This window comes from Richelia intracellularis HH01 (genome assembly GCF_000350105.1).
GTDB lineage: Bacteria > Cyanobacteriota > Cyanobacteriia > Cyanobacteriales > Nostocaceae > Richelia > Richelia intracellularis.
The window spans coordinates 1-14,880 of the sequence record NZ_CAIY01000087.1; the positions used below are offsets into that span (position 1 = coordinate 1).

Annotated in this window: 6 protein-coding genes; 4 read left to right on the plus strand and 2 right to left on the minus strand. The window is 30.7% G+C overall.

Going from position 1 to position 14,880, the window contains the following annotated elements; translation table 11 throughout:
- Nucleotides 1–666: 666 nt before the first annotated feature.
- The gene (locus RINTHH_RS09605) at nucleotides 667–1,071 is read left to right on the plus strand and encodes an NIL domain-containing protein (RefSeq protein WP_008235899.1); all 405 of its coding nucleotides are present in this window, start codon (nucleotides 667–669) and stop codon (nucleotides 1,069–1,071) included.
- Nucleotides 1,072–2,025: 954 nt separating this feature from the next.
- Here the strand turns inward: RINTHH_RS09605 and petL are convergent.
- A complete protein-coding gene (gene petL, locus RINTHH_RS10570; protein ID WP_081606253.1) occupies nucleotides 2,026–2,127 on the minus strand; it encodes a cytochrome b6-f complex subunit PetL in 102 nt (33 codons plus the stop codon).
- Between the two features lie 127 nt (nucleotides 2,128–2,254).
- Here petL and aroB point away from each other — a divergent pair, with 127 nt between their 5' ends.
- The 3 genes from aroB (at nucleotide 2,255) to RINTHH_RS09620 (ending at nucleotide 10,223) form a co-directional block, all read left to right on the plus strand.
- Entirely contained in the window at nucleotides 2,255–3,358 is a 1,104-nt protein-coding gene (aroB, locus tag RINTHH_RS09610; RefSeq protein WP_008235900.1) for a 3-dehydroquinate synthase, read from the plus strand.
- Between the two features lie 329 nt (nucleotides 3,359–3,687).
- Nucleotides 3,688–4,251, plus strand: a complete 564-nt coding sequence (gene recR / locus RINTHH_RS09615; RefSeq protein WP_231291189.1) for a recombination mediator RecR — start codon at nucleotides 3,688–3,690, stop codon at nucleotides 4,249–4,251.
- Nucleotides 4,252–8,321: 4,070 nt separating this feature from the next.
- On the plus strand, nucleotides 8,322–10,223 hold the full coding sequence (locus tag RINTHH_RS09620; protein ID WP_008235902.1) for an N-acetylmuramoyl-L-alanine amidase: 1,902 nt from the start codon (nucleotides 8,322–8,324) through the stop codon (nucleotides 10,221–10,223).
- A gap of 641 nt (nucleotides 10,224–10,864) precedes the next feature.
- Here the strand turns inward: RINTHH_RS09620 and RINTHH_RS09625 are convergent.
- A complete protein-coding gene (locus RINTHH_RS09625; protein WP_008235904.1) occupies nucleotides 10,865–13,117 on the minus strand; it encodes a hypothetical protein in 2,253 nt (750 codons plus the stop codon).
- Nucleotides 13,118–14,880 lie beyond the last annotated feature (1,763 nt).

Sequence of the window (14,880 nt, forward strand, 5' to 3'; positions counted from 1 at the left end):
ATTCAGATATAATCTATGCAAATTCTTATGATCAGCAAATTACTCATAATGGAGTGATTAAGTTTTTTTAAATAAATGATAATTTTTTGAATACTCACTTTGACTTACTTATAATGTATCTTAGCACAAAGTATAATCCACACAAAAAGTAGTTAATAATATTAACTACTTTAATAGTCATAAATAATCAAATTAATGTCTATAATTTTTGTAGAATAATTAGCCCCAAATTTAAAAATAAATACTTATTTAATATAAATGTTGAAAACATTGAGAGGCATAATATAAATATGTATCACACATAATTTAGATATAGAGCTAATATCCCTATAGATAGAATAATAATGTTAAATATGATGGTTATATAACTGACATCAATATCACTCATCTTTAAAAATAGAGTCTTATTCAAGAAATATCATTACTTTGAATTAATCATATTTTTATAATAGAAAAAATAGATTAGAAAAATAAAGCACAAGTGTTTGTACCAAGTTATCTACTTGCTGCAATCAAAGTAGATTAAGATTGATAAAGGCAAATTCTAGGCTGACTAAATTAATTTAGACACGCATTTTGTAAATATTTTGTGTTTAGAATCTACACTAAATTTTTACAAAAAACTGAATTTTATCAAATATCCAACATTACATAACTATAAAAAACGTGAAAAAAAGAGTTACCCTTACTTTTCCTAAGCGTGCCATCCAAATACCTATTACTTACCGATTAGCAAAGGACTTCAATGTTGCGGCTAATATTATCCGCGCTCAGGTTGCTCCCAATCAAATTGGTAAACTAGTAGTAGAACTATCGGGGGATATAGATGAGTTAGATTGTGCTATTGAATGGATGAAATTACATAATATTCAAATATCTCCCACTTTAGGTGAGATAATTATTGATGAAGATGAATGTGTTCATTGTGGTTTATGTACTGGGGTTTGTCCTACAGAAGCCTTAACCTTACACCCAGAAACATTCAAGCTAATATTTGCGCAGTCACGCTGTATAGTTTGTGAACAGTGCATACCTACTTGTCCTGTCCAGGCAATTTCCACTAACTTGTAATTTGGGTACTATAAATAAATAAAAAATATTGATTTATAAATAATTGTAGGACATTTATTTCAGGAAATATTGATAATAAATTTGTAAACTATAATGCAAACATGTCAACAATTTGAGTTTGATATTATTGATATTAGCAATTTTATTTTTCTCTTAAATGAAATATGAAATACAAAAACACAACTCATAATCATTCTAGGTTTTGATTGACGTATTAAATTATTGAGATTTTTGAATTAAAAGATATTATTTTAGTTTAAGTTAAAAATAAACTGGGTCTTTATCAATAGGTAATAGGTGCTTACCAAAAATAGAATCGTTCTCAATTGAAAATAAAACATCAGAAATAGAAAAAGCCTAGCTATTAAGTAATTGTTGTTTTTTGAAATCAAGTGAAGTAACAATAAACGCTTATAGCTTAGGAAAATTATGCATTAATATAAAAATATTTGCCCATATGAGTGCAATGGAATCTGGTATCCAAATCTAAGGGTTTTTATGAAACATTGTTATTTACCTGTTTAAAAATACCCTTTTTTCATAACAGTGTTTATAGTATTTCAGGACCAGAAAATAACTTAAGATGAGCATACTTTTCGGACTTAGTTTATTTACCCCTCCGGCAAAATACTTTAAAAGTAGGTAGTAAACTCCTTTATTTGATTTATCTATATGTTGTAGTATAGTATGTATTACGATTAAATGAAAATTGCAGTATATGTGGCAGTGAGGGGATATAGGTTACATCCTATATCTCTCATAGATTAACTTTGCTAATTTGGAAGTGCCCCTATGGTATTTATGTTACGAAGAGGAGTGCTCTATCTTTAAATATAGAACCCACCAAAATAAAAATTAAGGCCTGCAAAAACCACTTTAGATTAACCCCTTTTAAGAAGATTAACCTAAAGGGCAGAATTCTTTTTCAGCGACTCTTACAATTAGTTGTATAAACTACAACCATTTAATTGCACGCAAGCCGAACAATAAAACAGTAGCAATACCAATAAATAAACCTAAGAAAACCAGGTATATGATTATGCCTAACATTTGCATCTCTCCATATTAGTTCATCATTCTCATTGAATCACCAATTATTGTCCATTGACTTTTCACAAAATACAGATAAACACCCCCAGGACTAGGATACAATACGCCCTATTAAATTTGAAAGTGTGTTTGTATGGCATCTATAATAACAGTTAATTTACCACAACATTCCTACGACATTATGATTGTGCCAGGAAGTCTAGGGCGGCTAGGTGAATATATGGCCAATTTAAAATTAGGGAACAAAGTATTACTGATTTCTAATCCTATTATCTTCAAACATTATGGACAAAAAGTTATTAACTCCTTAGAGTCTGAGGGGTTTAAGGTAGCGCATCAAATTCTTCCTGCAGGGGAACAGTACAAAAACCCTAACTCAATTCAAAAAATTTATGATGTAGCCCTTGCTAACCACCTGGAACGCTCATCAACAATGATAGCACTGGGTGGTGGAGTAATTGGTGACATGACTGGTTTTGCTTCTGCAACTTGGTTAAGAGGGATTCACTTTATTCAGGTTCCAACATCTCTCTTAGCTATGGTAGATGCGGCAATTGGTGGCAAAACAGGGGTGAATCATGTCCAAGGGAAGAATTTAATTGGTGCATTTCATCAACCTGATTTAGTATTAATTGATCCTTACATACTAAGAACTTTACCATCACGAGAATTTCGTGCAGGAATGGCAGAGATAATAAAGTATGGCATAATTTGGGATACAGAATTATTTGCCCGTCTTGAAAAAAGTAAAAATCTAAGTCAACTATGGCATATTAAATCAGAGTTAATGGACTTTATTTTACAATATTCTTGTCAGGCCAAAGTTGATATAGTAAGCAAAGACGAAAAAGAAACCGGATTAAGAACAATACTCAATTACGGACATACTATTGGTCATGCAGTAGAAAGCTTAACTGGTTATACCCAGCTAACTCACGGAGAAGCCACTGCTATTGGCATGTTCGCAGCGGGGGAAATTGCCATAAAATTGGGAATGTGGACCAAAGAGAATTCCCAAAGACAGAACGCACTTATTGAAAAAGCAGGTTTAAAAACAAAATTACCTGATAGTTTAAATATTAGTAAGATTATAGATGCCTTACAAAAGGATAAAAAAGTTAAAGAAGGGAAAGTGCGTTTTATCTTACCCACACAAATAGGTGGTGTGGAAATTACTGATAGAGTCCCAACGACTGCTATTTATGAGGTTTTATCAAGCATGAGAACTAGAGATTAATTATGTAAAGATTTGTTGATGTATAAAGTGTCTTAAGAATATTTTAATGTTGAAACTAGATTACTTTAGGGTATTCATACACACCATAAACTATTTAATAAGCACTTGGAGTAATTTTATACTGCAATCGTGTAATGAAATAATCATAATTGAATAGAAAACAATGTAAATATAGTCTTAGTCATTTAAAATTGCACACTTCAAAAAACTGTAAATTGCTGTAAATCTCCATCCAAAATGTCCTAATGATGTCATGATAGTTGAAAGGCATTCATACTGGAGATAAAATTACGGTTTACGCACGTCCATTGGCCCGGTTAATAGAGCAATTGCAACGTTTGCCAGGGATAGGTCCCAAAACAGCACAGCGTCTGGCTCTGCATGTTATCAAGCGTTCAGGAGATGAAGTACAAGATTTGGCACAAGCCCTAATTAATGCAAAAAAACAGGTGGGCTTGTGCCGGGAATGTTTTCACTTATCTGCCGATCCAATTTGTGAAATTTGCAGTAACCCTAAACGGGATATTAAAACCCTATGTATAGTAGCTGACTCTCGTGATGTGATCGCTTTGGAAAAAACTAGGGAATATAAGGGCAAATATCATGTATTGGGGGGTGTAATGTCTCCCATTGATGGGGTTGGAGCAGAACAATTAAATATTGAAGCTTTGGTGCGGCGAGTTAGTCAACAGCAGCCCCAAGAGGTAATTGTTGCCATTAGTCCCAGTATGGAAGGTGAAACTACTACCCTATATCTTGGCCAGTTACTCAAGCCATTTACTAAAGTTACCCGGATTGCTTTTGGCCTGCCTGTAGGTGGCGATTTGGAATATGCAGACGAAGTAACTTTGGTAAAAGCATTGGAAGGTAGACAGGAGTTTGATTCTATTTGATACTCAAATAGAATTGGTTTTAAGGGTAGACTATTCATGATTACTAAATGCTGTAAACCCCCTTGGAACTTAACTCCATAGAGATTTATTGGTAGTATATGTTTTGATAGTTTTTCTTAAAAAACCTGAGTTTTTAACAATTCTCTTGTATTCATGAGTAATTACCCTTATAAATTACATGATATGGCCGTCATTGGCGAGTTTTAACATCGTAATAGAATTATTGTACCAAGGTCTTAGACACTTATATTGCTTGGTTGAACTGCTTAGCTTGTCAAAATTGACATAGCTGTTTGTAAGTACTCCGCTTTGGTTTATACCCCATTTCGATAAAGATGGAATATTTTTGAGTGTGAATGATTTTATTATTTGTGAAGGATATTTTGTTTTGGTTTCTTCATACTCAAATAGTATTTTTCTAAATGATAGATGGGAGAAGTGGAGAATATATGATACTTAATAGTCTTTCATACGCTTTTCTTCAAGCAGTAAAATTTCCTTTTATTCTTTAATAATTTTGGATTAACATCAGAACTTTCTATAGGCTAATCTCCTATAGAAAGTTCTGATATCTGCAAATTAAGCTCCTATTGCCAAACTCAACAAACATTAATAGTTTTCTGGATTTGTCTTAAGCTATCAGGTATTAACTACCATAAGACAAATTGTCTGTCTTATGATAAATCATAAAGCTTATTAACGAACTATGAGTCTGTTTTATTTTGTGTTACATCTCCGGCTGTAATAAATAAACTAAGTCCAAATTGCACATGATAGAAGCTGAAATTTATATTAATAGTTTAATCGTAATAATTTATTAATTTTTTATTTTTCTGTAGATTTCTATAAAATTCTGAAGGAGTTCGTATATGATGTTTTCACTGCATCAAGTTTTTATTGAGGATTCAAGCTTATAATAGCTAATTATCTTAATTATTAACTTTTTACCTTTTATTTATATATAATCTTAAACCTTAAGGAAGAGAATTATTTATATCATTGGGTAAGGAATATAGTTAAATCACATACTTTTCTTTTAGAGATGATTAGCACAATTAAAAGAAAAAGTAGTAGAGTTAACTAGTTTTATGTAAAAATATAAGCTCTATCTAAATTCAGTATTTTGACTCAATACCTATATGTCTTTGATTATTAATTTTTTAGGGTGTGCTTTTGGGTTAATTACAGATATTAACAATTACGTATTTTTATTTCAATCACAAGTAATCTTGATGTATACAAAATTTATAAATATATTCTCATTAGAAATTTGTTTAGTATTTTATCCAGAGAAATTGACTATGAGCGGTTTAGAATATTTTTAGTATAAGTAAGGTTTTGTTTATACAAGTAGTAGTTTTTATATTATTTTTTAGAAAGTTACTCAGAGTGAAACATAATAATTTTTAACTCTATTTGCCTGTGAAGTTTATTCTGTAGGTTTCTGAAAAAATAACCATGCTAGTAGCACTGATAAATAAATACTAGATAATATATTAAGTCTGATGATAGTAAACTTATTTACCCTATTTTATGCTTATAAAAGCATTTTTACTTAACTATATTTTTGAGTTTCATTTTTTATTGAATAAATTTATTTATGTTGCATTTTTACAGAGTAGAAGGAAATGATTATATTTTTCTTGGAAATCAAGAAAACACAGATATATTTAAATTTGGAATATAAGCAATAATATCATGCTTGGTAATTTGTCTTTATAAATATAAAACTTTTTATAATTAGCCGCTCCCTAATTTTTTCTACTTAAAATTAATCTTTCTTCTCTGTGATCAGATTTTTCTAATTATTTTTGAGAATACATGCCTGTTTCTCGAAGATATTAAATATTATATTAAAATCTATTGATCACAAAAATCAGCAAGTTGAGATGTATTATTCAATTTATATTTAAATAATACATCTTTCATTCTTATACAAGATATAATACTTTATTATAATTTATAAATTTAGGAATAGGTTGGAAATACAAACCCATCAAATATACAGTAATAACTAACCTTGGATAGGTTTATATCTCATTTTACAAATGATTAACATAATACTTGGTAAATATTATTATGATGAGTTTTTGATATTTCTATCTCTACCTCTCTCTCTTAAAATATTGCTTAATACTTCCCTAAATTATATTAGTTCTTAACGAGCATATTTTTTTATTTGACATAATTATAGTTCTTACTATTTCTGCTGAATTATCTTTAAATGCTATAATAGTTGGTATTGCTTCGATTTTTTTTAAGCCAATAAGAATATTATTTATATGTAAATACCAAGCCTTGCGTAACCTAAACTTACGGTATTATCAAGTTACAAATTAAAGGTGTCAATAGCATTTTTTTGTATTTTACTCAAAATTGTGTTCTGGCGATTCCCCTCAGTATATGTCTAAAAGAATCTTTATTATAAAACTCTTTGTTTGGTATATAGCTATCAAATATAATTTTCTTGATTTTAATAAAATTTATTAAGTTATATAGTTGATTTGAAGACTTTCTTCAATGTCAGAAAACATGCAAAAAGGTTTATAAGCAGTCTGAATATATTACTAGGACTAATATCCTTCATCAATTATAGGATGTTTGTCAATAGAGGATTAGATTAAGAGTCAATTTAGGGTGATAGTGTGACAATATAGCAATTTTAATGGTGGTAAAAATCTCAAAGGATATAACAAAGACTTCATAATTTAATATTTTTAGGATTAGTAATGAATTTTATAGCAGGTAAATTTAGGGGAATTATGGAAGCCAAAAACTCATCGAATTAACAAGATATATTATCCAAGATATTACCTAACAAACATTTACATCGATTGTGGTTTGGATGAAAAGCAATTTATCCAAGGAAATAATAAATTCTCTCCTTGGATTATACCGATAGTTTTATTTTAAGACGTGCAAAACTGGGAACCTTATATTACTAAACGAAAGTTTATTACCAGAGATGATTTTAGTCATTATCAAGAAATAACAGCAATTGTTTCAAGAATATAAATTAGCATTCAAAATATCATAGACTTTTTTCATATCCTAATTGAATCGGCATTATTGTAGGCTAAGCAGCATAATTTCTTACCATAGAATAAATATCAAATATTTTTTTAGCAAACCCTATAACATAATTTATCAAAAATATATTAAATATATTTTTGATAAATTATGTTTTTTGATTAAGTAAATTGACAAGAAAAGTCTTAATTATCCTTGTTAAGCATTTTCTCGGTTATTAATTCTGAGTAATAAATAATTCTTAAATATCATCAATTCTTTAATAGTATTAAATTACAGTTTATCCGTGTAAGGAATACAGTTACAAGTACTACTATACTTTGCAGTGCATCAGAGAAAATAAAATCACACATTTGAGCTATTAATCTTGTAATACATGACATAGTTGACTTTGGTGATTAAAATAAAATTCAGGAAAGAAACTTATGTATAAAAGTCTACGTCTTGATAAGATGTAGACTAAAGACATCATAATGTTATTGTCAACACAATTATGTATTTGACTCTTCCTTAATATAAAAATTCAAGAATTTACATCCCTGATAATATACAAAATGAATGCATAAGTTCATAGTTATTATCAGCATCAGAAAAATAATTGATTTACAGTAATATTTCCCAATCTCTATATGACAATTTTTCCCCCATCAATAATAAAGTTTACTGATATGGATTGACTACTGATGTATGTTCTGATTACCCTTTGGTTAGTGTATTCTGATGCTTTGGAAAATTATACTTTGTGTTATAACTGCATGGAAAAACAATTAATGTTCTAAACAATAGGAACTTTTACATTTATTTGGATGATACACCATGGTTACGGAGGAAAGTCAGTATAAAATCCATAAAATGCACAAAAAAGCAGGGCTGGATGCAGAATAGCTTCTTTCTATTGAGAAAAATTCAGATTCTGATGACAGCATAACTATCCTATGAAAGGCAATCACCTCTTAGGCTGACATCTCGAGAAAAAGATACAGCAATATCTACGTTGAAGGTAGTTAAAATCCCGTAAATGCATATCAGGAAAAAGCACTGTGAAACTAGACTGGTTAATACCTGGAACTATTGGAACAATATTCGCATTATCTTCGCCTGCATTAGCAACAAAATTAGAATCTTGGCATTTTGATGCTAATCAAAATCGTTTGGAAATTAATACTAATGGATATGTTCAGCCCCAAACACAGTTGATTTTTGGTCCTACACGTTTGATTATTGATTTACCAAAAACAACATTTGGCAAAAGCCACCTAACTCAACCGGTCAATAAGGCTATTAGAGCAATTCGCGTGGGGCAATTTAATCCTCAAACAGCACGTTTAGTAGTGGAATTGAGTCCTGGGTATACTCTTAACCCCAAAAAAGTAAAGTTTGTTGGGACAACTCCTAGTCGATGGTTAGTACAACTGCCCAAACTAACTAAAATAAATAATACTAATACCTTTTCAAAAAATAATGTATACAATAATGCTGTAACTGTTAATACTTCTAGTGACTCAGAAATCATTCAAGGTTCTAAAGTTTTAAAGAATACTAGTAATGAGGCAGAAATTACAAGATTGCTGGTGACAGGTGATGGATTTTTTGTTCGTACTAGTGGTGGGAGACCAAAAGTAGAAGTAAATCGCAGTAAAGATCGCAAGACAATTACTATGGATATTTATAGTGCGAGGATATCCCCTAGTTTCTCTCCTAGAACAATCCAAGTCAATAAACATGGGGTAGAAACGATTCAAGTAGAACAGCTTAAAAATAGTTCTTCCTTAGTACGCATGACATTAAGGGTTGATAAAAGTAGTCCTGACTGGCAAGCGAGTAGTGATTATATCGGTGGGTTAGTAATTTTACCTGGCCGTATGGTGCATAATCTTACTAGTAGTAATAGTGCTAAGAAATTAACTAATACTCAAAAAGCAAAATATACACTGGGATCACATCCTATTATTCATAATGCTATTTCTACAATTAAGTCAATAGAACTGACTAATGATGGGAGTCAATTATTGATTCATGGCGATCATCCATTATCAGCCAGTAGTAGTGGATGGGATCGAAAGACTGCCTTGTTCCGCATCGAAATTTCTAATGCCAAGTTATCTGCAAATGTTAAAAAAACAAAATTAAATGCCAACAGTCCAGTATTAAGAGTTAGGCAGCAACAGCAAAACCCAAATACAGTTGTGATTTTTATACAACCAGCTTCTGGGGTGCGGATGGGTACCCTTAACCAAATGGGGAAATTGTTATCTCTAAAAATACAGCGATACAGTAATAGTATTAGCAGCAATAACAATCCTATTGTTGGTTTACCCTCCTTACCTTTTCCTAATCCTAGACCTGTCCCTAATATTTTAGTATCTGGAAATATTCTTCAATCTATACCTATAAAAAAGGGTAAACTAGTCGTTATCATTGATCCTGGCCATGGTGGTAAGGATTCTGGTGCAATAGGTATTGGAGGTTTGCAAGAAAAGCAGGTAATTCTTCCTATTAGCAAACGAGTTACCGAAATCCTTCAGCAAAATGGTATTCAAGTAATAATGACTCGTAGGTCTGATTATTTTGTAACTCTACCGGGTAGGGTCAAAATAGCAGAACAGGCAAGTGCGGACTTATTTGTGAGTATTCATGCCAATTCTGCTGGTATGAATCGTCCCGAAGTAAGTGGATTAGAAACTTATTATTACAATACAGGACTTGAACTGGCTCAGTATGTTCATAATAGGGTTCTTAAAACTATTAAGATGAAAGACCGACGTATACGAAAGGCAAGATTCTATGTTCTCAGGAAGAATTCTATACCTTCAATACTTGTTGAAACAGGGTTTTTGACGGGCCAAGCAGATGCCAAAAATCTAAAAAGCCCATGGTTCCAAAATAAAATGGCAGAGGGAATAGCAAGAGGTATTCTGGACTATATTAAGCAGTCTCAATAAATATATTTACACTGATGTAATTTACTCTTTTTGGTAGGTTAGTATGATTTACAATATTAAACTTCTCTAAATTCTTGGATTAGGATAATTGTATTTCATCTTATGTAAAGTTCTTCAGTCATAGTGGAAGTAGCCAAAATGATTTTTGTTTAGCATTCAAAATAACTTTTTCATACCCCTAAATTAGATCATTTCGTATAACAGGGACTCACTATATGCATACTAGAGAGAATTCCTATAATATTATTGCTGCCAAGTACTAGACAAAACACAACCCAACCCTGATTTTAATAATGTGGTTTTTGCTTTGTACCGCAATCAATGCCCTTTTATGTCACCTTTTAACGTTTATCCCCAATAGATGTTTAATCATATTGGAGTAGTTGAACACAATTATAATTTCAGTTATAAACCCTATGAAATTATCTGAAAATCATCAAACTAACTTCTAAATTATTCTAGAAAGCTTTATAAAATTTATTAGTCTATTTGTATTTTCCTGTTATTATCGTATTATTATATTCTTTATACTAAGCACAAAAATTATTTGGTTGTTTATTGTATTTATTAAGTATAATCTTAACTGATTAATGTAGTGAAATAAGCGAAAAAATTGCTGCTCTGCTAGTTTCTAGTAGTATTTAATTAGTCTTAGGCTCATAAATTATGAGCTGTTTATTTTGGAATTCATTTGTTTTCTTAGCTTTTTTAACTAAGTCCTGCCAAATTTCTTGTAGTTGTATACGTTTTTCTATTTCTTGAAATTCAGGCCAGACCTTAGGAGATAATTTTCGTAAAAAGATACGCCATTCCAGTTGTACTCCCTTAGTACGGAGTATGCGGTCAATGAATACTTCTACCATATAATAGGCATCTAAACTAGGTTCACAAAGCAACTTATTAAGAGCTTCCTCCGCTTTATCTGCAGCTTCCTTGTGGAGTTTTTGCAGAGCAGCTAAAATTAACTCTTCTTGGTTAGGTAGAGATGCATCTACCGGCAATAGACCACTGCCAATTGCCACTTCTGAAAAGGTCATACGATTATCATCGGGTCTGAGCCTATTAAGATTCTCTCTGATGTGTCGCTGAATTTGTGCTGCCCCAGAAACATTAAAATTATTGAACGCACTAAATGCAGCTTTTAAGGTAGTAGCATTCTCTGGCAAGTCCATGGCAATTGCTTGCAGTAATTCTAAACTTTTACCATTAGCTATATCTCCTAAATTAGTTTCGAATACTTTTGAAACTAATAACTTATGTGTTCCCACAGATTCCTGCATTCCCACATCTAAGGAAAGGAAATGTTGCAGAAAATGGGTGCGAATTTCATGTAAAAATTCGTTATATGCTGTTGTGTAGGAACCGAAGAAATTGCGACGCTCCATAATTTCTTCAAACGTTTTTGGAATACCTGTATCATGGCGGCAGTTATCAACAGCTTGCTGAATTCTTGTAGCAAATTTGTAATCCTGATCATGACGATGTTGGGAAAAATGAGTCAGTAGATTCTCTAAATCATTAGTAAGTTTTTGCCAAAACTTCTCAAATAAAAATTCAAATAGTATATCTTTATCAGCATAATAAGCTAAAGCTTTTTCTGCCTTGACTAATTCTATATTAATTTTCCACTGCAAATGATCAATTTGTTTTTGATAAGAATGAGCATACTTTTTGTCAATATACTCAATATTATCTGCTAGATAGTTCAGAATTGGTTCTAAAACTTGGGAATTAGCTTCTTCTGGATTGGAGCAATCTGCAATCACACATTTTTCCACACTAATTGGCGTTTGTTTCAACTCCGTCTGTAACATCTGACACCGATAACTATTATCTCCTCCCTCCACGCTATTTTGAGTTCGATTCAAAACCATAAAGGAACATTCATGTAAGGGCAATTCTCCCAAGGCCTCTTTTGCTACTTGGTACAGTTTGATATGTGCTCCACCCCAAACAGCATTAGCTTCTGGACGACGCACAAACAATACAAAATCGGCTTCATAGCGTAGGGTTCTAACCAAGCGGTCAGCATCAATAAGGTTAGTATCTCCCAACCCGGGTAAATCGATTAACATAATTTTGCCAATATCCTCGGAAGGAAAAGGACAAGATATCTCCAATTCCTTTACTGCTAAATAATTAACAATTTTTTCCCCACTTCCATCTTTAGTGTCTTGAGTGACATATTCCCGAATTTGTCGTTCGCTAATCTCCACCGATGGTTTACCTAAAAGGTGATAATACTTTCGAATATTGGAAAAATAGTCCTTTCGTAAATGTCCATAAATAGCTTTGTCAATTGCACTATCCCGACGGTCTATTGGTAAGGGAGGTGGTGGATACTTAGCAAAATTATCCAAACTTGTAGGTGTAGCTCCTAAACCTAAGGTTTCATAATAAGGATTGAGAATATCTTCTCGAAAATCTTGCCAAGAAGAAAATTTCACTTTTGCTTTCGCTTCTAATAATCCTGGTTCATGACAGATCTTACTCAATGTGCCTGTGCAATAGCCATTACCACCATCTGGAATTACAGTATTTTTTAACCCTGTCAAACTAAGTAATAAACGACTCTTTCCCTGGCGGGCATAACCAACCACCGCAATATTAATGGTGTTGCGGGTACAGCGATCATACAGTTGTTGTAAGGATACAATCAGAGTCTTGATATTTTCCAGTACACTAAAATCAATTTCACTCAGGCAAACGGCAGAATTAGCATCAATGCCTTTAGTAATTAAATCATCACGATGCTTTTTTAGATTTATCAGAGCACACTTACAAGCTTCTAAACTCTCCTGATCACGTTGTAGTTTAGCACTAAAATTTTTTCGTTTTTTTATAATTTGATCTATACGCTGCGCTCTGGTGGGGTTGATATGGGTGGTATTCATTTGATCTTATCTCTTATTTTAGGGATATATCAGCAGTAAAAATGAATAATGTCACTGAATTGATTTATAAGAAGTCAAGTAGGTTGTCATATTAGTCGATTCCACCCTGAATGATGTATGGTAGCATGCACTTATTCATAAGCCATCCGAAAATATTGTAAACATTGTTTCTCTTTAACTATTTACTAATTACCACTTGTAAAATGCAAAATCCGCCTATAAGTAAAAATAACTAGATTAAAATATAATATTTGTATTGTGTTATGGGTGTGATAAATAAAAACCCAAATAGATGGTTAGAAATTACATTGAAAATTAATAGTATAAAAATACTTCCAAAATTAATATTTGTATCACTAATAGAATAATAACTGCTAATATTCTAGATTCTATATTATGGATTTAATCCACGTTCTCCAACTTTACATCTGGTTTCCATATAATTACTTTATGCTTCGATAAGCAACCTCTATTTAGTTGCAGTAGTAACTGAAAAACTATCATTAATTGATTACCATAATTCCCTCACAAATTTTCCATCTGGAGTCTTGATTAATTTGACTATTAATATATTTTTTCTTTGTATTTCTAGCAATAATTTAGCAAAAAAAGATTTATAGACCTAAAAAAATTAAAAAATACAACTACAAACATATCAATTAGTATATTATGAGAGAAACATAAATAAAATAATGCCTAAATAAATAGCTAAAATAATAATATACAAATCAAACAGCAAATACTGGGAGGTTATTTGATAGATCTATATGTTAATTTTATTAGATAAAATATTTTTTGCGGAAGGTAGCCAAAATGGTAATTAACATAAGTGTATTAGTGAATATAATCTAATAAGCCAATGTGAAAATACTTGCTATTACTAACATTATTTAATAAAGTATAGAAATTACTTAATCGAGAATTATGAGAAATAAACAATCTGAAATTCATGCTAAAACTTTGCAGTAGAGTTTATAGAAAGCAGCATTAATCATATTAATTTTGAAGTGAAAATAAGATAATTAATATCGATTTTGACAAAAGTCAAAATCGATAAATAAATTTAATATCAAGATAGTGATTTCTAAAAATTTAATCAATAAGGTATGTTTGTTAGAATAAAAACTATAATAAATAATGTCATTATATTATAAATATTTTATCTAATACATAACCAGAGTATAATTCATACATAACATAAAGTTGAATGATTGTAAATCAGAACCTTATTATTTTTGTAAAAGCCTTGCTATACATGTAATTTTTATGTCGATGAAAACTGCATTATAATCTCCGTATTGAGTCTAAAATTTTATTTATATATCTTATATATTTCTAAAATAATAAGGTTAGATTATTGAATAATAAGTATTTTATGTAACTAGTTACATAAAATACTTATTATTCTGGTATTATATTATAGGTTTTAACCTTATCTAAAAGATAAGTATATTTAAGTTAATCTCTAACTCTACACCAAGCTAGTTTTGAGGTTTAATCTATAGGGTTATAATTAGTGGCTAAACTAATGAGAAACCTTATTTTTATCTTTATTGTACAGGTTTATCTGGAAATACTAACTGACATAATTATTACATCAACAAAATATTACTTGTATACATATACAAGGTTTTATAAAATTCATATTTTCTTAATTACAAATTTATACATAAATATAAGTAAAAAATCAGAAGTAAAAAGACTATTTTTAGAGCTTTTGGGATTAAAATAATATACTAGCAGAATTAATTATAAGTATTAAT

Excerpts from the sequence above, each read along its gene's own strand:
- petL (WP_081606253.1), bottom strand. The coding sequence starts at position 2,127 with ATGCAAATGTTAGGCATAATCATATACCTGGTTTTCTTAGGTTTATTT.
- aroB (WP_008235900.1), top strand. The coding sequence starts at position 2,255 with ATGGCATCTATAATAACAGTTAATTTACCACAACATTCCTACGACATT.
- RINTHH_RS09625 (WP_008235904.1), bottom strand. The coding sequence starts at position 13,117 with ATGAATACCACCCATATCAACCCCACCAGAGCGCAGCGTATAGATCAA.